The organism is Akkermansia sp. BCRC 18949, assembly GCF_045011645.1.
Lineage (GTDB): Bacteria > Verrucomicrobiota > Verrucomicrobiia > Verrucomicrobiales > Akkermansiaceae > Akkermansia > Akkermansia massiliensis.
Map to the genome: position 1 here is coordinate 2,620,485 of NZ_CP123619.1, position 18,457 is coordinate 2,638,941.

Here is an 18,457-nt window from a genome sequence, read left to right on the forward strand (position 1 = left end):
CATGGCAACGATGGAAGTAATTCTCGCAACAAAAATTGAAGGACTCGGCGCGGAAGCCGACCTGGTGACCGTTAAGGCTGGCTATGGCCGCAACTACCTCATCCCCCAGGGTCTCGCCCACGAAGCAACGGCCTCCAACCGCCGTTTCATCGCCAATCTTCAGGCCGCCCGCGCCAAGCGTGAAGCGGAAGAACTCAGCGCCGCCCAGGAAGTGGCCGCCAAAATCAACGGATTGACCGTAGACCTTACCCTTGAAGTGGGTCAGGGCGGCAAGGCGTTCGGCGCCATCACCAACCAGAACATTCACGATGCCCTGACCGCTCAGGGAGTGGAAGTGGACCGCCGCGCGATTGAGCTTGAAAAGCCGATCAAGAGCGAAGGCGAACACGAAGTCGCCATCAAGGTGCATCCCCAGGTGGAAGCCACGCTCAAGGTGGTCGTCAAGGAAAACGCCTAAGCGGCGCGCATCCCTTTCTTTTTTCCGGCAGGCCCGGTTCCCACCTTGGGAACCGGGCCTCTTTTTGTCACCCTTTTTACTTCCCTTCCCTGTACAAACAAGGCATCATGCCCGCGTTGGGTGTCACTCGACATCATGCACGGCATCGTTCCATCCCCCCACCGAAATCAACGGCATGATTCGACTCTATCGTCAAACCCCGGAAGGCATTGAGCGCACCACCCAGGTGGATGCGGCTGAACAGAACTTGGACTCCGTCTTCTGGATTGACCTCCTTACCCCTGAACCGGCGGAAATCAAGTTTGTGGAACGCCTCTGCGGGCTGGAGATGCCCACCTACGACGAGATGAGGGAAATTGAGGCCACCAGCCGCCTGTACACGGAAGACGGCGCCCGCTTCATGACCACCACGGTGCTCAGCCGCGTGGATACGGAATCCCCCTCCCTGTCGGAAATCACCTTCGTCCTCATGGGGGCCAAGATCATCACCATCCGCCACTCGGACTCCTACTCCTTCCGTGTCTTCTCCCACCAGCTCCTGCGCCAGAAGCAGATCAGCCGGGACCAGGTTTTCACCGGACTGCTGGAAACCATCGTGGACCGCCAGGCGGACGTCCTGGAACGCTTCGGCGCGGAACTGGACCGCCTTTCCAAAAACATCTTCCGCAGGGACGAACCGGAAGGCAAGGCCAGCAAGCGCGTACCCGTCTCCAGCGCCCTGCGCCTCACGCTCCAGGACCTGGGCCGCGTGGGGGACCTGCTCACCCGCCAGCGGGACTGCCTGGTCAACCTTCTGCGCCTGCTCACGTACGCCAGCAATGAAGAGGCCCTGGACGACACCAACTCCACCCTGTACATCAAGCTGCGCCCCCTGAGCCGCGACGTCACGTCCCTCTCGGAATACGCCAACTTTCTTTCCAGCAACGTGAACTTCATGCTGGACGCCGTTCTGGGCCTCATCAACATCGAGCAGAACGAAATCGTCAAAATCTTCACCGTGGCGGCCGTGGTCTTCATGCCCCCCACCCTCATCGCCAGCATCTACGGAATGAACTTCTCCCACATGCCCGGCCTGGAAAACGAATACGGCTATTACATCTCCCTGGTCGTCATGCTCGTTTCCATCATTCTTCCCCTGGTTTATTTCAGGAGCAGGCGCCTGCTTTGAACGGCCCCTGCCGCGGACTCCCTCCCTCTCTTTTTGTCAACCACTCCTACCGTTTCATGATTGATATGGACTCCAAAATCACCCGCCTGATTGAACAGGCCTCCGTCATTGTCGGCGCCCTCCCCTACCTCCAGGCCTACCGGGACAAGACATTCCTCATCAAATTCGGCGGCAGCGCCATGGACGACGCCCGCCTGGTCAAGAAGCTCATGCGCGACATCGTTCTGCTGGAAGTCCTGGGCTTCAACCCCGTGATCGTCCACGGCGGCGGCAAGGCCATCTCCAAGGCCATGGCGGAAGCCGGGCTGGAGGCCCGCTTCATCAACGGTCTGCGCGTCACGACGCCGGAAGCCATTTCCATCGTGGAACGCACCCTCTCCGGAACCATCAATCCCGGCCTCGTCCAGATGTTCCGCGACTACGGAGGCAAGGGCGTAGGCATTCCCGGCACGGAAATCTTCGTGGGGGAACGCATCCAGGAAAAGGACGAACAGGGCAACCCCGTGGACATCGGTGAAGTAGGCAACGTCATCGGCTGCCTGACAGACCGCATCACGGAAGCGCTGGAACTCCAGATCACCCCCATCGTCTCCCCCCTGGCGAAAGAGCTGGGCACCCACAAGCCGCTCAACGTGAACGCGGACCTGGCGGCGGCGGCCCTTGCCAAGGAGCTCAAGCCGGTCAAGCTTATCTACATTTCCGACGTTCCCGGCATCATGAAGGACCCCGCGGACCCGTCCACCCTCATCAAATCCGTCACGCGCACGGAAGCCCTGGACCTCATTGAAGACGGCACCGTTTCCGGCGGCATGATTCCCAAAATCCACTCCGCCATTGACGCCCTGAACGCGGGCGTGCGCAAGGTGCACTTCATTGACGGACGCCTGCCCCACACCCTGCTGCTGGAAATCTTCACTCCGGACGGCATCGGTACGGAAGTCATCAGGGAACAGCGCTGACCACCCGCCGCCATGCGCCTTTTCCTCCTTCTTCCGGCCCTCTCACTGGCGGCGGCCTCCTGCTCCATGCAGCCCACTCCGTCCAGCCTTTCCGGCTCCTGGACCCAGCCCGTCCCCGGACAGCCGGGGCACGTGCAGGGAATGCAGCTCCTGCCGGACGGCAGGGCGAGATCCATCAACATGCGCACGCTTCTCTACCGGAGCTGGCAACTGGACGGCAAGCGCCTGACCCTGACGGGGAAAAGCATAGGCAACGGGAACTCCTCCCTCTTCACCACAACCTCCACCATTGACAGACTCAGCAGAACTACGCTGATTCTGAACACGGACGGAAACCGGGAGGTCTACACCCGCACGCCGGACGCGGCCGGAAGGTAAGCATCCCGGCGCCTTCCGCTATTCATCCTCCAGAAGGGACTTGTTGGCCGCTTTCGCCAGCTCGCAATTCGGGCATTTGTCAATCAGGCGGTCCATCAGGGCTTCAATGCGGGCGTCCTTCGCCATCAACTGCTCATCCTTCTTCTTGAGCAGGTTCAGCGTATAATTCACGGCAATCGTCAGAACGCCCAGGCCGCCGATGGCTCCGGCGGAAGATACGGCCGTATCTGCGGAAATATTGCCCAGGATCGTCGTGCACCCGCCTATGGAAAACAAGCACTTAGCTATGGAAAAATTCATCATGGGTTCCGTCTAGCAAACCGCTTCCCCGTCTGCATCACGCCCAATCCGTCCACATCCGCCGCGCGGCACGCCTGGGCGGCACGGCGCGGCAGCCAAATTCCCGCCGGATACACTCGGAGAAAACGCGCTCCCCCTCCCCCGGAAAGGCGCTATTGCCGGGGAACACGGTCCACCGGACCCGCGCAGGGAGCAAGGCCGCGCGGCGCGGGGAAAATACTTATACCCGTTGCCGCATTTCCTTCTTCGGCTTTGCGGTGTTTGTGCTAAAGTGGCGCCAATCTGCCCGGTCCGGGGCTCTTACCAATACTTCACTTCATCCAATAGAAAGACACAAACATCATGCATATGGCGGACGGCTTCATTTCACCGGCGGTAGGCTGCACCATGTGGGCGGCTTCCGCCGCGATCACGGCGCTCTGCGCGCGCAAGGTCAGGCAGGAAAAGGAAGTGCGGCTCGTCCCGCTCATGGGCGTTCTGGGAGCCTTCATCTTCGCCTGCCAGATGCTGAACTTCACCATTCCGGGCACCGGGTCCAGCGGCCATCTGGGCGGCGGCCTCATCCTGGCGGTCCTGCTGGGGCCGTATGCGGGCTTCCTGGTCATGGCGGCCATCCTGGCGGTGCAGGCGCTTTTCTTTGCGGACGGAGGGCTGCTGGCCCTGGGCTGCAACATCTTCAACATGGGCTTCTTCTCCTGCCTGGTAGCCTACCCCTTCATTTACAGGCCCCTGGCCGGGAAAAACCCCGGCACGGGCCGAATCACGCTGGCCAGCATCACCGCCGCCGTCATCGGGCTCCAGCTGGGGGCCTTCTCCGTCGTGCTGGAAACGACGGCCTCCGGCATCTCCGCGCTGCCCTTCGCCCAGTTCGTGGAACTGATGCTTCCCATCCATCTGGCCATCGGCGTGGTGGAAGGACTCGCCACGGCGGCCATCGTCATCTTCATCAGCAAGGCCCAGCCCTCCCTGCTGCGCCCGGCTGATCTGGAAACCGGCCCCGTCAAAAAAGCCTCCTTCACCGTTCTGGGCATCTTTGCGGTAGCGGCCCTGCTCTGCGGGGCGGCCCTTTCCTGGTTCGCCTCCGCCTACCCGGACGGCCTGGAATGGTCCGTGGCCGGCGTCACCGGGTCGGAAGAAACCAGCCTGGCGGAGCCTTCCTCCCTCCACCGCAGCCTGGAATCCGTACAGGCATCCACCGCCATCATGCCGGACTACGCCCTCCCCGCCGCGGAGGAAACAGCCTCCTCCGGAGAGACGGAGAGAGCCTCCTCCATCGTCAACCCTGAAACCAGCCTGGCCGGCGTGCTGGGGAGCGTCATCATTGCCGCCCTGGTCTTTGCGGCCGGCTTCCTGTTCGGCAGAAAACCGCACAGCCACTGCCCCCGCTGACCCCCCATGCCCCTGTTCACGGACGCCGCGCGGCAATTCCGCCAGATGGACCGGTTTTCCTGCGGAAACACCGGATTCCACCGTCTGGACGCCCGTATTAAAATAGGGGCCTTCCTCGTCTTTCAAATCTGCGTGCTCTCCTGGCCGCCGCAGGAAATCACGGGGCTGCTGCCCTTCTTCCTATTCCCGGTCTGCGTCATCCGCATGGCGGGGCTCCCCCTGGGCTACCTGCTGAAGCGCACCCTGTGGCTGCTGCCCGTCGCCGTCATGATCGGCCTCTTCAACCCGCTGGTGGACAGGACGCCGGCGGGAGAATGGTTCGGCATTCCCGTCACACAGGGCATCATCTCCTTCATCTCCATCATCCTGCGGTGCATGCTCACCATCCTGGGAGCCTTCACGCTGCTGGCCTCCACGGGCTTCGCTCCGCTCTGCCGGGGCCTGAGGCAGCTCGGCGCGCCGCGCATCCTGATCACGCTCCTGGCCTTCCTGTACCGGTACGCCTTCATCCTGATGGATGAATTCCAGAACATGCTGATGGCGTTCCGCTCCCGGAGGGGAGGCTCCGGTTCCGTCCCCCTTTCCACCTGGGGGGCCATGACCGGCCAGCTCCTGCTGCGCACCTTCGGTCGCGCGGAACGCATTTACCAGGCCGTCCTGTGCCGGGGAGGGGAAGACCCCGAATTCGTCAGCGCCCCCGGCGTCATCACCATGCGCGGCGTGGCGGGCGGCATTCTCTTCTGCGCCCTCGTCATCCTGTTCCGCTGCTTTAACGTCACCATGCTGGCGGGCCAGTGCGCCCGCAGCCTCCTCTCATGAGCCACCACCTTGTAGAAACCATCGACCTGTGCTTCAGCTACCCCGATTCTCCTCCGGCGCTGAACCGCGTCTCCCTGCGCATCACCCACGGGGAATCCGTTGCCGTCGTGGGCGGGAACGGAGCGGGAAAATCCACCCTGCTCCTGCACCTCAACGGCCTGCTGGAGCCCTCCTCCGGACAGGTGCGGGTGGGGGACATCCCCGTCACGCCCAAAACCGTCGCCCGCGTCCGGGAAAGCGTGGGAATGGTATTCCAGCAGGCGGACGACCAGCTTTTCATGCCTACCGTCCGGGAGGACGTGGCCTTCGGCCCGCTCAACATGGGCCTCCCTCCGGAAGAAGTCAGCCGCCGCGTGCGGCAGGCTCTGCGGGACGTCCATGCGGAAGCCCTGGCGGACAAGATGACCCACCACCTTTCCGGCGGGGAAAAACGCGCCGTCTCCATCGCCACCGTCCTCTCCATGACCCCGGACATCCTGGTTCTGGACGAACCCAGCGCGAACCTGGACCCGGCCTCCCGCCGCACCCTCATCAGCCTCCTGCGCCAATTCTCCCATACCAAAATCATCGCCACCCATGACCTGGACATGGTCATGGACCTGTGCACCCGCTGCATCGTGATGAAGGATGGATCCATTCTGGCGGACGCGCCCGTTCCGGACATTTTCGCCGACTGCGCTTTGCTGGAAGAAGCGCGCCTGGAACAACCCCTCAGCTACCGCCTGATGCAGTACGGCAGGGAGAGGGAGAACTCCGGCCAATTTTAAGGAGGAAAAACTCCTTACACAAACTCCAGACGGGCATCCGGCAGGGACTTGATGAACCGCGCCCCGTACCTCTTGGTGGCTACGCGGGGGTCCAGGATCACCACCATGCCGGAATCGCTCCTGGTGCGGATCAGCCGCCCCACCCCCTGCCGCAGCTTCAGAATGGCTACGGGCACGGAATACTCGTAAAACGGGTTCCCCCCGCGCGCCCTGATGCTCTCAAAGCGGGATTCCACCAGCGGGTGGTCCGGCACCTCAAACGGCAGGCGCGTCACAATAACATTGGAAAGGGCCTCTCCGGGCACGTCCACCCCGGTCCAGAAACTGTCCGTGCCGAAGAGCACGCTGTTCACATCCTTCCGGAACGCCTCCAGCATGGCATGCCGCTGCATGTCCTGCCCCTGCACGTACAAGGTCCATCCCTGTTCCTCACAGAACGGGCGCACCTTTTCCGCCACCTGCACCATCAGCCGGTAGCTGGTGAACAGCACGAAGGCCCTGCCGCGGGACTCCGCCAGATACCTTTTAATCCATTCCGGCAGCACTTCCGCATACTCCGGCTGGTCCGGCTCCGGCATGGAGCGGGCCACGATCAGCCTCATCTGCTCCCGGTAATTGAACGGACTGCCTATCTGGAGCTTCCGGACGCTTTCCGCACCCACGCGCCCCGCAAAGTAGCCCATGTCCGCATCCCCCGTCCCCAGCGTAGCGGAGGTCAGAATGGCGGAACGCCCGGCGGAAAACAGGCGCTCCCTCAGGATATCGCCCACCTCCACGGGGGCGGAGCACACGCTCATGTTCCTTCCCTCCGGACCGGACCGCTCCGCCCAGTACACGTGCCCCTCCTCCGTCATGTCCATCAGCACCTTCAGGGAGGCCTGCGCCTCCTCCATGCGGGCGGCCATGTCCGCCAGTTCATCCTTCACGGCCACGTTTTCCTCCTGCTTCGCGCCCTCCCTCTTCAATTCTCCGATCAATTCCGCCAGAGGCAGGGAAAGAATGTCCTGGGACCATTCCGGCTGGAGAATGCGGACAATCTTGCCGGAACCCGCAAACCCCAGGTCATCCCGCGCATTCTGGAAAAACAGGCCTGAAGCGTCAATCACGTCCTGCACCCGCTGGAACAGGGCCGGATTGTTCAGCGGTTTCAGCAGGCCCTTGTGCGTGCGCGGATTGAACATCCGCAGCAGTTCATAATTGAGATGCGGTTCCGAGAGCTGCACGCCCAGCTGCCGGGCAGCGATGTTCTCAATCATGTGGGCCTCATCCAGAACCACAAAATCCCCGGGAAAAACGAACCCCGCCTCCTCGGAATCCTCCGCCTGGGCCATCAGGCCGAAAAACAGGGTATGGTTCAGCACCACCACCTTGGCCTCCAGCACCCTCTTGCGGGCCACCTGGTACGGACAGGAGGGGCCGCAATGGCGCATGCTGCACGCATGCGGTTCACTGCACACCATGGCCCATACCTTGGGAGACGGACGGAACGCCATGTCGCTCAGGGTGCCGTCCTGCGTTCTCAGCGCCCAGTCCTGAATCCGCGTCAGCTCCGCGGCTTCCCCCTGCGTAAACAGGGAATCCATCTGGGCCAGCGCGCGCCGCAGGCGGGTATGGCACAGGTAATTCTGCCTGCCTTTCAGCAGGGCGGCGGAAAAATCAATCCCCAGGGCGGCGCGCAGCAGCGGAATATCCTTGTTGAACAACTGCTCCTGCAAATTGATGGTATGCGTGGAAATGACCGCTTTCCGGTCAAAATCCAGCGCAAACTTCACGGCCGGCAGCAGATAGCCCAGGGACTTGCCTACGCCCGTTCCGGCCTCCACCAGCAGCGGGGCGTCCACCTGGAGAGCCCTCGCTACGGCCAGGGCCATATTCTGCTGCTCCGCCCGGTATTCAAAATCCCTGGCGCGGGAGAACAACCCGTCCGGGGCAAATGCCCGGTGGACATAAGCCTCAAAGGCGCTAACGCCTTCCACGTCATCTGCCCCGGCGCCATTCATACGGGAACGCTTCCCTACTGGCCCACGGGAAGCTGGCGGGAGGAAACCGGCGGCAGATTCACCTTTTCCGGCAGGTCATAGAACATGGAGCGCAGGGCATTCGCATTCATCTTGGAAGCATCAATGAACGTCCAGGGCCCCTTGTCCTTCAAATCCTTCACCAGCACCAGAACGCCTGTATTCTCTATCTTTACAGGCATCCCGTCCGGACGCTTCATGGAAATGACCATCCGCGTGGGGAGCACCACCAGCACCTCGTCTCCATTCTTCACCAGATGTTCCGCCGTAGGCTGGCCTATTTCATACGTCTCCACCACCATGCCGCGCTCTTTCATCACGGCGGCGGCTCCCTGCATCTTTTCCCTCATGGTCTTCATGAAGGCGGCCTCCCCTCCCGGGAAGGAAGAAACAAGCTGCTTCTTCATGGGAGCGTACATCTTCTCAATCATCCACATCATGTCCCCCGTTTTCACCGCTCCGGAAAGCTCCCGGGCGGCCTGGACGGCGCTGTCTCCGTATTCACCGGCCTGGACGGCGCACGCAGCCGCCACCATCACACCTGCAAACAAACTTTTAATCATGGACGGAGTGTAACGGCATGCATCCCCCGCCGTCAAGGCAAGGCCTCCTGCACAACCATGTTTTTACCGGGCGCCCTCCCGCATCACAAGCCCGGACCACATCCACAGCGTGGGGTCCAGTTCCCGCGCGGCGTCCTCCATCAACTTGCAGGCCGCTTCTTCATCCTCCGCCACGGCGAACATGGTGGAGCCGGAGCCGGACATCATGGCGCCGCGCACGCCGGGCCTCTCCAGCAGCCATCGCTTCATCTCCGCCAGGAACAAATGCTTCTCAAACACGGGCCTTTCCAGATCATTCACCAGCACATGGCCGTCCACCCGCTGCTCCCCGTACGGTATGCCCGGCAATTCCCGTGAACCCGCCCAGCGGCGGTAGGCGTCCGGCGTGGAAACGCCGAACGACGGCTTCAGCAGAACGATCCAGGGGCGCCATTCCCTCCATTCCGGCAGGGGCTCCACCTTTTCCCCGCGTCCGGTGCAGCGGCACGCCATTCCATAAATGAAAAATCCCACATCGGAACCGATCTCCCCGGCCAGCTCCGCCAGACGCCTCCGGGACAGGCCGCCGTGTTCCAGCTCATTCAGGGCGGACAGCACGCACGCGGCGTCGCTGCTGCCGCCGCCCAGCCCCGCGCCATGGGGCACGTTCTTGACCAGGCGCACATGCCACGGCATGGGCCGTCCCAGCTCCCGCTCCATCAGCCGCCCCGCCTTCATGACCAGGTTGCTTTCATCCAGCGGAACTCCCGGGGCGTCGCAGCTCATTTCCAGGCCGTCCGCCGGGAAAAACTCCAGCACGTCGCACAATTCCAGGGGAACCATCACGGTATCCACTTCATGGAAACCGTCCGCCCTCTTACCCAGAACGCGGAGGGAAACGTTCACCTTGCACGGAGCCTTGCAACTGATCATACGCCATGGATTCCACCAAGGGACGGCCTCCGGGTCAAGCCCCCATTGGGCGCAAATGGACGGGCACGCATTTTTTCTTCGCAAATTCCGGGGGCTCCGCTATAATAGGCGCGACCCCGTTGCACATGGCCTACGACGAAAACAGCATTAAAACCCTGGACTGGAGGGAGCATATCCGCATGCGTCCGGGGATGTACATCGGCAAACTGGGCGACGGAACCTCTCCGGATGACGGCATTTACGTCCTGCTGAAGGAAGTCATTGACAACTCGATTGACGAATTCGTCATGGGCTTCGGCAAAAAAATCACCATTGACGTGACTCCGGACGGCCTGTGCGAGGTGCGCGACTTCGGACGCGGCATTCCGCTGGGCAAACTGCTGGACTGCGCCGCGAAAATCAATACCGGAGCCAAGTACGACAGCGACGCCTTCAAGAAATCCGTAGGGCTTAACGGCGTAGGCATCAAGGCGGTGAACGCCCTTTCCGACTTTTTTGAAATCCAGGCCTACCGCGACGGGGAAACGCGCTCCTACCAGTTCTGCCGCGGGAAGGAACTCCCCAAAGGACGGAAGGACGGCGCCACGGAGGAGCCCAACGGCACCCGCACGGCGTTCCACGCAGACCCGGACATTTTCCCCGTAACCACGCAGTTCCGTCCGGAATACATTGAAAAAATGTGCCGGTACTACTCCTACCTCAACAAGGGGCTGGCCCTGCACTTCAACGGACGCCGCTACGTCTCCAAAAACGGCCTGCTGGACCTGCTTACGGAGGCAATGAGCGAGGAACCGCTGTACCCCATCATCCATCTGGAAGGGCACGACATCGAGGTGGCCTTCACCCATGGCGGCCAGTATGGGGAGGAGCACTACTCCTTCGTCAACGGGCAGCACACCACGCAGGGGGGCACCCACCAGGCGGCCTTCCGGGAGGCCATCGTCAAAACCCTGAGGGACTTTTTCAGAGAAAACTATGAGGCCGGGGACATCCGTTCCTCCCTCGTGGCCGCCATCTCCATCAAGGTAAAGGAACCCGTCTTCGAATCCCAGACCAAGACCAAGCTGGGATCCAATACCATCAGCCCGGAAGGGGAAACCATCCGCACCTTCGTAGGCAACTTCATCGCCAGGGAGCTGGACAACTACCTGCACAAAAACCCGGAGACGGCCAAAGCCCTGGAAGCCAAGATCAAAGACTCCGAGCGGGACCGCAAGGAACTCTCCGGCATCCAGAAGCTGGCGAAGGAAAACGCCCGCAAGGCCAAAATCCACAACAAGAACCTCCGGGACTGCCGCGTGCACTACAACTCCAAGCACGCCCGCGCGGGGGAAACCACCCTCTTCATCACGGAAGGCATCTCCGCCTCCGGCTCCATCACCACGGCGCGGGATGCGGAAATCCAGGCGGTCTTCTCCCTGCGCGGCAAGCCGCTGAACTCCTTCGGCATGAGCCGCAAGGTCGTCTATGAAAACGAGGAATTCAACTTCCTCCAGCATGCCCTGAACATTGAAAACGGGCTGGAAGACCTGCGCTACGACAAGGTGGTCATCGCCACGGACGCCGATGACGACGGCATGCACATCCGCATCCTGCTGATGACCTTCTTCATCCAGTTCTTCCCGGAGCTGATCCGGGAGGGCCACCTCTTCATCCTCCAAACTCCCCTCTTCCGCGTGCGCAACAAGCAGCAGACCATCTACTGCTACTCGGACGCGGAGCGGGAAGCGGCCATCGCCCTGCTGGGCAAAAACCCGGAAATAACGCGGTTCAAGGGCCTGGGCGAAATCTCCCCCCAGGAATTCAAGGCCTTCATCGGGGAAGGAATGCGCCTGGACCGCGTTCGCCTGGAAGACTCACACAAGGTGAAGGACCTGCTCTCCTTCTACATGGGCAAAAACACTAGGGAAAGACAGGAATACATCCTGAAAAACTTGCGTGTTGAACTGGACCCGGTCATGGACTAGAGTAGCGGAGCCCCATCTATCTATGCTTACCATTCCCAAGGAAAAACTGCCGGTTCATATTGCCTGCATCATGGACGGCAACGGCCGCTGGGCGCACAGCCGCCATCTGCCGCGCCAGGCCGGCCACCGGGCGGGAGCGGATACGGTGGAGCGCTGTGTGGACTTCTGCATTGACCATGATATTCCCTGGCTCACGCTTTACGCCTTCTCCTCGGAAAACTGGAACCGCCCCAAGACGGAGGTGCACGCGCTGATGCTGCTGCTGCACGAATTCCTGAAAAAACGCCTCAGCCAGATGCAGGAAAAAGGCGTGCGCCTTCACGCCATAGGCGACCTTTCACGCCTTCCCAAGCGAACCCAGAAACTGCTGCAATCCAGCCTGGAAGCCACGGCGGGAAATACCAGGCTCAACCTGGTTCTGGCCCTCTCCTACGGAAGCAGGGCGGAAATCGCCGCCGCCGCCAGAAAAATCGCGGAGAAAGCCTCCCGCGGGGAACTCCACCCGGACGCCGTCACGGAAGACCTCTTCAACCAGCATCTGGACACTGCCGGCATGCCGGAACCGGACCTGCTCATCCGCACCTCCGGGGAAATGCGCGTCTCCAACTTCCTGCTGTGGCAGATCAGCTATGCGGAACTCTATGTAACGGAAACGCTGTGGCCGGACTTCAGCGACCGTGACATGGAAGCGGCTCTGCTGGACTACTCCCGCAGAAAACGCCGCTTCGGCGCACTTTGACTCCTTTTTTAAACCACATTCCTACGGAATCGCCATGAACCAATACGCTCTCATTCTGGCCGGCGGCAGCGGCACCCGTTTCTGGCCCCTCTCCCGCGACCACCGTCCCAAGCAGCTCCTGAACATGTTCGGGGAAGGCACCCTCCTCCGCCAGGCTATCGACAGGCTGGACGGCCTGGTGCCCCGGCAGAACATCTTCATCCTGACCAACCACCTGCAGGAGGCGGAAGTGCGCCGCCAGGCCCACGACATCCCCGTGGACAACATCATCTCCGAACCCGTGCGCCGGGACACGGCGCCCGCCATCGCCCTGGGCATAGGCCTCATCAAGGCGGCGGACCCGCACGGGGTCATGCTCGTCATCCCTTCCGACCAGCTCATCCAGGACCAGGCGTCCTTCCGCTCCCTGATGAAAGCCGCCATGGACACGGCGGCGCGGGAAAAGGCGCTCGTCACCGTGGGCATCAAGCCCACCTGGCCCTGCCCCTCCTACGGCTACATCGAACGCGGGAAGGAAATCGCTTCCGCACCGGGCTGCTCCTGCCGCGAAGTCATCCAATTCCGCGAAAAGCCTGACACGGCCACGGCCGCCGCCTACCTGAGCCAGGGCAACTTCTGCTGGAACGCCGGCATGTTCGTCTGGAGCATTCCAACCGTGTGCGAACAGCTTGACAAGCACTGCCCGGAGCTGGCCTCCTTCGTGGAGCACATCGCGGAATCCCCGGACCCGCAGGAAACCATCCGGGAGGAATTCCCGGCGCTCACGCCCATCTCCATCGACTTCGCGCTGATGGAAAACGCGGACCGGGTGCTGAACATTGAAGCCACCTTTGACTGGGACGACGTAGGCTCCTGGATATCCGTAGCCAACTATCTGGAAACCCACAACAAAAACACCACCAATACGGACATCACCGTGCAGGACGCCTCCGGCAACATCGTCTTCTCCCAGCGGGGGGACAAGCACGTGGCCCTGCTGGGCGTGGAAAACCTGATCGTGGTGGAAACGGCGGACGCCATCCTGATTGCGGATAAAAACAAGGCGGACGAAATTAAAAAAATCGTCAACCAGCTTCCGGACGAACTCAGATGACCAGCCAGCATCCGGCCCTGGGCATTGACTACGGAGAAGCCCGAATCGGCATCGCCGCCACGGACCCCGTGGGCATCATGGCGCACCCTGTGGAAACCATCCACAGGCACAAAACGGACGGCGTCACCCGCATCGTCCAGCTCGTCCAGGAGCGGGGGATACGCACCCTGGTGCTGGGCATCCCTGTCCGCATGGACGGCACGGAAGGAACCGCCGCCGCCAAGGTGCGCGCGTTCGGCAGGGAACTGGCCGCCGCCCTTCCCGGCCTTCCCATGGTATTCATGGATGAATGCCTCACCACCGTCATCGCCCAGGAAAAACTGCACGCCGCCGGCAAAAAGGAGAAAAGCTTCCGCCCCATCATCGACCAGGTGGCCGCCGTGGAAATCCTCAACACGTGGCTTGATTCCACGCTGGGCTGAAACGGCAAACGGCGCCGTGCCGCGGCGCAATCCCTGCTTTACGCGCCTACGGAACTCCGCACTTCCCTCTTCCTCAGCAGGACCGTTCCGCCGGCAAGCAGAAACGCCATCAGCCACAGGGCCCGGCGCGTTTCCGGCCACCAGATGAAGCTGTCCGCCACACGGGCGTCTTCCGGGCGTTCCGGCGGGTAGCAGACCGTCACCCGGTCCCCCCTGGAATAGGAAGACCAGAAAAGAAAAGCGGGGGACTGGAATACCACTTCCCCCTCCCCGGTCTGCGGCAGGAACCGCACTTCCGGCGCCCAGACGTCCAGAGAGGGACCGGACGTCCCCATGACCCGCGAACGGCTCCACAACTTCACCGTATCCTCCGTGATGTTCCGCACCGTCCCTTCCGTACACAGGCCCTCCCGGGCAAAACGGCTCTTTTCCAGAAAAAAATCACCGGCCTGCCATATGGAATAAAGGCTCAGCCCCGCCATCACCCAGGCCAGCAGCCAATACCAACCGAACCACGGAACGCTGAAAAAATCCCTCCAGCGCTCCGCAGCCCGGGAAAACGAAAACTCTCTCCCCCCATGCATCAGGCACGCTCCATGCTCAGCACCACCTTGCCGCTGCGGAACTCTTCCTGGGCCTTCTCCACGGCCCGGCGCACGTCGCTCAACGGATAAACGGTATCCACGGCCTGCTTCAGCCTGCCGTCCGCCATCAGGCGCGCCAGCTTGTCATAAGCGGCCTCAATCTCCGGAACGGGGGCATTCTTGAGCCACTGCGTCACCCACAGGCCTTCCAATTTAATGCCCTTGAAAATCAGGAAACCGTTCGGCACCTTGATGCTCTTCCTGCTCATGGCGCCGTACGTCACCATGCTTCCGCCGGGAGCCAGCATGTCCATCAGGCGCAGGGCGCTTTCCCCGCCCACGGCGTTGGAGGCCAGTACGGGCCTCTTTCCGTCCAGCCGGGCCAGGGTATTCTTCACCACATCCTCGTCATCCTCTCCCACTACCAGGTCGGCGCCCAGCGCGGTCAATTCATCTCTCAATTCATCCGGCCTTCTTACAAAATTCACCGTCTTCACGCCCATCTCCCGGGCCAGTTGAATAATGCACCTTCCCACGCCGGAATTGGAGGCGTTCTGCACCACCCAGTCTCCCGGAGTCAGGGAAACGAACCCTTCCAGCATGCGCAGGGCGGTCAGGGGGTTCACCTTCAGCATGGCCGCCTGCACGGGGTCCACCTTCACGGGGAGCTTCATCACGTTCACGGCGGGAACCGCCACATACTCGCTCCAGGAACCCACGCCGCGCAGCAGAATCACTTCATCGTCCTTGCGGAAGCCTTCTGCGCGGGACTCCTGCACCACGCCGCAGCCTTCCAGTCCGGCGCGTGAATGGGGCAGCACGGGCTTCACGCCGTAAACGCCCTGCACAAAATTGATGTCCGCCGGATTGATCGGGGCCGCCTTCATCCGGATCAGCACCTCCCCCTCCGCCGGAACCGGCATGGGACCGGAAACATACTCCAGCACGTCCTGGGGTTTCATGCTGCATTCGGAAAACTCTGCATAATGATTCTCACTCATGCTTTCAATCTCTCACGCCGCCTCCCTCCGTGCAAGCGCCGGATACGTTTTACACGGGCAAACAAGCCATCCGGCCGCGCGCGCCTTTCCCCGGCGCCTGCCCCCCCGGCCATGAACGGAGGGAACCAGACCGCAGGAAAGCCCGGCAGCGCTTCCGCCGGGCCGGCACAAATTCCGAGTCTTTTGTTCGGTTGTTCTTGACCTTAGGCGAAAATACGCTAGACTACCTCTCTCGCATTAACAAATAACTTCGATTGCCATGTCCCGAATTTGCATCATCAGAGGTACCATGCCTCACAAAGGTCGTCGTATCCATCGCTCCGGTCTTGCCAAGAAAAAGGGCGGTATTGGTCGTCACGTCACTAAGACTGTCAATCGTACCGTTTTCCCCAACCTTCAGGAAAAGCGCATCTGGGTTCCCGAACTCGGTCAATTCGTGAAAATGAAGATTTCCGCCAAGGCCCTGCGTACGATCAACAAGAACGGTGCTTACAACACTCTTAAAAAGGTAGGTCTCCTGTAAAAAAGATTCTTTTTTTTGAACGTTGTTACACCACTTGAACTCTAAGGCTTCAACGAGGTGAGCAACTGGCAGAAAAAGATGTCCAAAAAGACAAGGGATCATCTGCTTAAGTGAGGCGCCTCCAAGTTGAAGGTTTTATTGAAACATTAATATACCAACGGACGTAAATAAGACGTCCCCTACTGGAAAAAGATCACACAGATGAAAGCCCAAACCAAAATCGCTCTTAGAATTAATGATGACAACCCCAACCATCACCTGTGGAACAACAGGGGGGTTTGGTGGTGCCACGTCACGGTTCACAAGCCTGACTCCACGGCGGAACGCCTGAGATTCTCTCTGAAGACCCGTGACATCGAAAAAGCCCGCGCCCGCCGCGACAAGATTTTCGCCTCCATCCAGCAGCACTTCGGCATCGCCGCTTAAGGAAGCTGTACGGAGAGATTAAGGCAAGTCACATCAATCTCTTTATAAGAACCGTTCCGGTTAACCGGAACGGTTCTTTTTTATGGAAAAAATAAAGACTTTCACTCGGAAAGGGCGGCAGCGGATTTGCCGCAACACAAGCCCCCTGCAAACAAGGCTGAAACAGCCCGTTTCTTAAAGCCGCCGCCCCGCCAGGCTATTCTTGCAAAGCCGGCTATCCATTTCACCCTTTATTCCTATAATAATGGACAGGCGGTGAAACGCGGCATTCACGGACCCGCTGGCCGGCAAAAAAAGATGCCGTCCTTGAAAGCATCCATTCCTGCCCCTGCCGTCAATTCTTTTTGCTGAACCGGAACATGGCCGCTCCATGGCTGTTCAACTCCACGGCCATATCTCCCTTCACCGTTCCCTGGTCGGCGCGTCTCCAGAGGTCCCTGGCTTCATACGCGCCGGAGAGCCCCAGCTCCCTCAGGTTCACCTTCACTACGCCCTTCTCTTTCCCGGTATTGAAAAACCCCGCCGCTACGGAACCGTCGGACAACTCCTTCGTCCAGACCTGGAAATCCCCCCGGTGCCACGCCTTGCGGGCGGGACGGGCAGCAGGGTCCTGGTCCACGGCAATCACCTCGTCGTTGGTCAGGAGCCCCATCGTGAATGAATCGATATGCTCCAGGTCACAGGAAATGATGAGCGGGGCGGACAGGAGGCACCACAAGGTCACATGGGTGTACTGTTCATCCGGCGTCAGCTGCGTCTGGACAAACGTGGTATTGGGCTGGTTGGGCTTGCCCAGCTTCCCGATCTGGAGAATGTCCGGATCATTCCAGTGGCCCGGGCGCATGTGCTTCTGCCAGCGTTCCTGGGAAAAGCCGATGCCGCTGACGCTGCCCCAGTGGTCCTGGATATCCCCCGTCGTCCTCCACAAATTGGCCAGCTTCCCCAGCTCTTCCACCTGTTTATACGGGGCGGCATTGGATATGCTGAGCACAATATCCCGCCCGGAATCGTCCAGAGCCTGGCGGATGCGTTCCGTCGTCGGCACGTCATTGGGGTTCCAGTCCACCTTCACGTAATCGAACCCCCAGTCCGCCCATTGCCTGGCGTCACGGTCAAACAGCCAGACGGCGCCTACACGGTCCGCCTTCCTGCGATGCACGCCGGGGTAACTCCCGAAAATTTGATTCTTCTGCTTGCGGTCCTTTTCCGGAATGGCCATTTCCCCGTAATCCGCCTTCGCATTGGGCGAGCTTCCTCCGATGAACCCGGCATACGTCCCCATCCAGGGCGTGGAATAAATGCCCGCCTTCATCCCCATGGCATGAATGGAATCGCACATGGCCTTCATGTCCGGAAAGCGCTTGTTGGGCTGGATGGAGAAATTCCGTCCGCCTCGCTCGCCCTGCCAGCAATCGTCAATATTGATATAGGTCCAGCCATGGTTGACAAGCCCCCGCTCCACAAAAAGCCGGGCCGTCTTCAGCACATTCTCCTGCCCCACGGCCTCACTGTAGGAATACCAGCTGCTCCAACCCATGGGCGGGGTCAGGCACAACTCATCCCCCACCTTCAGAATCCACTCCTTCGCATCTTTTCCATGCCTGTTGGAAGCCTGGATCTTCACCTTGTATTCCCCCTTCTTCGCCGGGGCGGTACCCGTAACCAGCCCGCGCGAATCCATCCTCAGGCCGGAGGGAAGCCCAGCCGCCTGAATCTTCATGGGACGCTCCCCGGAAACGGGAACCTGGAACAGCACCCGCGCGCCGGGAGTGGCGCCAACAATGCGGGCGCCGTTGACGGAGGGGGAAAGCGGGGTTTCAGGAGTCAGGCGCACGCCGGGAGGGGGAGCCGGATAAGGATTCGGGAACTCCGTGCCAAATGATGAGGATACGGCGGCGCCAAGCACGGCAGGCAGGAAAAAACGGTACAATTTCATAAATGGTCTATGGAGGTGTACCTTAAAAAACGCGTC

Annotated in this window: 20 protein-coding genes; 13 read left to right on the forward strand and 7 right to left on the reverse strand. The window is 60.9% G+C overall.

The features are described 5' to 3' along the window. The first annotated feature begins 1 nt into the window (after position 1). The 4 genes from rplI (at position 2) to P8A25_RS11015 (ending at position 2,962) form a co-directional block, all read left to right on the forward strand. Entirely contained in the window at positions 2-457 is a 456-nt protein-coding gene (gene rplI, locus P8A25_RS11000) for a 50S ribosomal protein L9 (protein ID WP_022398118.1), read from the forward strand. 175 nt (positions 458-632) lie between these two features. Then, positions 633-1,625: a magnesium transporter CorA family protein gene (locus tag P8A25_RS11005; protein ID WP_022398119.1), complete on the forward strand. Its 993-nt coding sequence runs from the start codon at positions 633-635 to the stop codon at positions 1,623-1,625. Between the two features lie 56 nt (positions 1,626-1,681). Next, the gene (gene argB, locus P8A25_RS11010) at positions 1,682-2,584 is read left to right on the forward strand and encodes an acetylglutamate kinase (RefSeq protein WP_022398120.1); all 903 of its coding nucleotides are present in this window, start codon (positions 1,682-1,684) and stop codon (positions 2,582-2,584) included. A 12-nt stretch (positions 2,585-2,596) separates the two neighbouring features. Next, complete coding sequence (locus P8A25_RS11015) at positions 2,597-2,962, forward strand: lipocalin family protein (RefSeq protein ID WP_102728692.1); 366 nt, start codon at positions 2,597-2,599, stop codon at positions 2,960-2,962. An 18-nt stretch (positions 2,963-2,980) separates the two neighbouring features. Here P8A25_RS11015 and P8A25_RS11020 read toward each other — a convergent pair whose 3' ends face one another. After that, the gene (locus P8A25_RS11020; RefSeq protein ID WP_022398122.1) at positions 2,981-3,265 is read right to left on the reverse strand and encodes a hypothetical protein; all 285 of its coding nucleotides are present in this window, start codon (positions 3,263-3,265) and stop codon (positions 2,981-2,983) included. Positions 3,266-3,604: 339 nt separating this feature from the next. Between P8A25_RS11020 and P8A25_RS11025 the strand changes: the two genes are divergently transcribed. The 3 genes from P8A25_RS11025 to P8A25_RS11035 are packed head-to-tail and all read left to right on the forward strand — an operon-like array spanning position 3,605 to position 6,237. After that, the gene (locus P8A25_RS11025) at positions 3,605-4,651 is read left to right on the forward strand and encodes an energy-coupling factor ABC transporter permease (protein ID WP_102728691.1); all 1,047 of its coding nucleotides are present in this window, start codon (positions 3,605-3,607) and stop codon (positions 4,649-4,651) included. A gap of 6 nt (positions 4,652-4,657) precedes the next feature. Beyond that, positions 4,658-5,470 carry a cobalt ECF transporter T component CbiQ gene (cbiQ, locus tag P8A25_RS11030; RefSeq protein WP_102728690.1) on the forward strand — a complete coding sequence of 271 codons (813 nt, stop codon included), beginning with the start codon at positions 4,658-4,660 and terminating at the stop codon, positions 5,468-5,470. Then, positions 5,467-6,237 carry an energy-coupling factor ABC transporter ATP-binding protein gene (locus P8A25_RS11035; protein WP_102728689.1) on the forward strand — a complete coding sequence of 257 codons (771 nt, stop codon included), beginning with the start codon at positions 5,467-5,469 and terminating at the stop codon, positions 6,235-6,237. The genes cbiQ and P8A25_RS11035 overlap by 4 nt, the downstream gene beginning before the upstream one ends. Positions 6,238-6,251: 14 nt before the next feature. On the opposite strand, the gene P8A25_RS11040 is transcribed toward P8A25_RS11035, so the two are convergent. The 3 genes from P8A25_RS11040 to ispE all read right to left on the reverse strand — a co-directional run bounded on the left by P8A25_RS11040 (position 6,252) and on the right by ispE (position 9,730). Next, a complete protein-coding gene (locus tag P8A25_RS11040; RefSeq protein ID WP_102731592.1) occupies positions 6,252-8,237 on the reverse strand; it encodes an ATP-dependent DNA helicase in 1,986 nt (661 codons plus the stop codon). Between the two features lie 14 nt (positions 8,238-8,251). After that, a complete protein-coding gene (locus tag P8A25_RS11045) occupies positions 8,252-8,818 on the reverse strand; it encodes a hypothetical protein (RefSeq protein ID WP_146018182.1) in 567 nt (188 codons plus the stop codon). A gap of 63 nt (positions 8,819-8,881) precedes the next feature. Further along, positions 8,882-9,730: a 4-(cytidine 5'-diphospho)-2-C-methyl-D-erythritol kinase gene (gene ispE, locus P8A25_RS11050; protein ID WP_102728687.1), complete on the reverse strand. Its 849-nt coding sequence runs from the start codon at positions 9,728-9,730 to the stop codon at positions 8,882-8,884. Positions 9,731-9,855: 125 nt separating this feature from the next. On the opposite strand from ispE, the gene P8A25_RS11055 reads away from it, so the two are divergent. From P8A25_RS11055 to ruvX, 4 genes are read left to right on the forward strand one after another with little or no spacing between them, the layout of a single operon-like run. After that, complete coding sequence (locus tag P8A25_RS11055; protein ID WP_404838699.1) at positions 9,856-11,697, forward strand: DNA topoisomerase IV subunit B; 1,842 nt, start codon at positions 9,856-9,858, stop codon at positions 11,695-11,697. 22 nt (positions 11,698-11,719) lie between these two features. Further along, positions 11,720-12,436, forward strand: coding sequence for an isoprenyl transferase (locus P8A25_RS11060; protein ID WP_102721271.1), 717 nt, complete (start codon positions 11,720-11,722; stop codon positions 12,434-12,436). 34 nt (positions 12,437-12,470) lie between these two features. Further along, a complete protein-coding gene (locus tag P8A25_RS11065) occupies positions 12,471-13,529 on the forward strand; it encodes a mannose-1-phosphate guanylyltransferase (RefSeq protein WP_022398131.1) in 1,059 nt (352 codons plus the stop codon). Continuing rightward, positions 13,526-13,951: a Holliday junction resolvase RuvX gene (gene ruvX / locus P8A25_RS11070; RefSeq protein WP_102721270.1), complete on the forward strand. Its 426-nt coding sequence runs from the start codon at positions 13,526-13,528 to the stop codon at positions 13,949-13,951. The genes P8A25_RS11065 and ruvX overlap by 4 nt, the downstream gene beginning before the upstream one ends. Before the next feature lie 38 nt (positions 13,952-13,989). On the opposite strand, the gene P8A25_RS11075 is transcribed toward ruvX, so the two are convergent. Continuing rightward, entirely contained in the window at positions 13,990-14,535 is a 546-nt protein-coding gene (locus P8A25_RS11075; RefSeq protein ID WP_022398133.1) for a DUF3592 domain-containing protein, read from the reverse strand. After that, a complete protein-coding gene (locus P8A25_RS11080) occupies positions 14,535-15,536 on the reverse strand; it encodes a 2-enoyl thioester reductase domain-containing protein (protein ID WP_102726503.1) in 1,002 nt (333 codons plus the stop codon). The genes P8A25_RS11075 and P8A25_RS11080 overlap by 1 nt, the downstream gene beginning before the upstream one ends. A gap of 259 nt (positions 15,537-15,795) precedes the next feature. Here P8A25_RS11080 and rpmB point away from each other — a divergent pair, with 259 nt between their 5' ends. After that, positions 15,796-16,059 carry a 50S ribosomal protein L28 gene (gene rpmB / locus P8A25_RS11085; RefSeq protein WP_012420229.1) on the forward strand — a complete coding sequence of 88 codons (264 nt, stop codon included), beginning with the start codon at positions 15,796-15,798 and terminating at the stop codon, positions 16,057-16,059. A 201-nt stretch (positions 16,060-16,260) separates the two neighbouring features. Continuing rightward, positions 16,261-16,485, forward strand: a complete 225-nt coding sequence (locus tag P8A25_RS11090) for a hypothetical protein (protein ID WP_012420228.1) — start codon at positions 16,261-16,263, stop codon at positions 16,483-16,485. A 334-nt stretch (positions 16,486-16,819) separates the two neighbouring features. On the opposite strand, the gene P8A25_RS11095 is transcribed toward P8A25_RS11090, so the two are convergent. Beyond that, complete coding sequence (locus tag P8A25_RS11095; protein ID WP_215442327.1) at positions 16,820-18,421, reverse strand: glycoside hydrolase family 27 protein; 1,602 nt, start codon at positions 18,419-18,421, stop codon at positions 16,820-16,822. Positions 18,422-18,457 lie beyond the last annotated feature (36 nt).

Bases quoted from the DNA above. Each gene is read 5' to 3' on its own strand.
- P8A25_RS11025 (WP_102728691.1), top strand. From the start codon at position 3,605: ATGCATATGGCGGACGGCTTCATTTCACCGGCGGTAGGCTGCACCATG.
- P8A25_RS11005 (WP_022398119.1), top strand. From the start codon at position 633: ATGATTCGACTCTATCGTCAAACCCCGGAAGGCATTGAGCGCACCACC.
- P8A25_RS11035 (WP_102728689.1), top strand. From the start codon at position 5,467: ATGAGCCACCACCTTGTAGAAACCATCGACCTGTGCTTCAGCTACCCC.
- P8A25_RS11065 (WP_022398131.1), top strand. From the start codon at position 12,471: ATGAACCAATACGCTCTCATTCTGGCCGGCGGCAGCGGCACCCGTTTC.
- cbiQ (WP_102728690.1), top strand. From the start codon at position 4,658: ATGCCCCTGTTCACGGACGCCGCGCGGCAATTCCGCCAGATGGACCGG.
- P8A25_RS11040 (WP_102731592.1), bottom strand. From the start codon at position 8,237: ATGAATGGCGCCGGGGCAGATGACGTGGAAGGCGTTAGCGCCTTTGAG.
- rpmB (WP_012420229.1), top strand. From the start codon at position 15,796: ATGTCCCGAATTTGCATCATCAGAGGTACCATGCCTCACAAAGGTCGT.
- P8A25_RS11075 (WP_022398133.1), bottom strand. From the start codon at position 14,535: ATGCATGGGGGGAGAGAGTTTTCGTTTTCCCGGGCTGCGGAGCGCTGG.
- argB (WP_022398120.1), top strand. From the start codon at position 1,682: ATGATTGATATGGACTCCAAAATCACCCGCCTGATTGAACAGGCCTCC.
- P8A25_RS11055 (WP_404838699.1), top strand. From the start codon at position 9,856: ATGGCCTACGACGAAAACAGCATTAAAACCCTGGACTGGAGGGAGCAT.
- P8A25_RS11015 (WP_102728692.1), top strand. From the start codon at position 2,597: ATGCGCCTTTTCCTCCTTCTTCCGGCCCTCTCACTGGCGGCGGCCTCC.
- ispE (WP_102728687.1), bottom strand. From the start codon at position 9,730: ATGATCAGTTGCAAGGCTCCGTGCAAGGTGAACGTTTCCCTCCGCGTT.
- P8A25_RS11060 (WP_102721271.1), top strand. From the start codon at position 11,720: ATGCTTACCATTCCCAAGGAAAAACTGCCGGTTCATATTGCCTGCATC.
- P8A25_RS11020 (WP_022398122.1), bottom strand. From the start codon at position 3,265: ATGATGAATTTTTCCATAGCTAAGTGCTTGTTTTCCATAGGCGGGTGC.
- P8A25_RS11095 (WP_215442327.1), bottom strand. From the start codon at position 18,421: ATGAAATTGTACCGTTTTTTCCTGCCTGCCGTGCTTGGCGCCGCCGTA.
- ruvX (WP_102721270.1), top strand. From the start codon at position 13,526: ATGACCAGCCAGCATCCGGCCCTGGGCATTGACTACGGAGAAGCCCGA.
- rplI (WP_022398118.1), top strand. From the start codon at position 2: ATGGCAACGATGGAAGTAATTCTCGCAACAAAAATTGAAGGACTCGGC.
- P8A25_RS11090 (WP_012420228.1), top strand. From the start codon at position 16,261: ATGAAAGCCCAAACCAAAATCGCTCTTAGAATTAATGATGACAACCCC.
- P8A25_RS11080 (WP_102726503.1), bottom strand. From the start codon at position 15,536: ATGAGTGAGAATCATTATGCAGAGTTTTCCGAATGCAGCATGAAACCC.
- P8A25_RS11045 (WP_146018182.1), bottom strand. From the start codon at position 8,818: ATGATTAAAAGTTTGTTTGCAGGTGTGATGGTGGCGGCTGCGTGCGCC.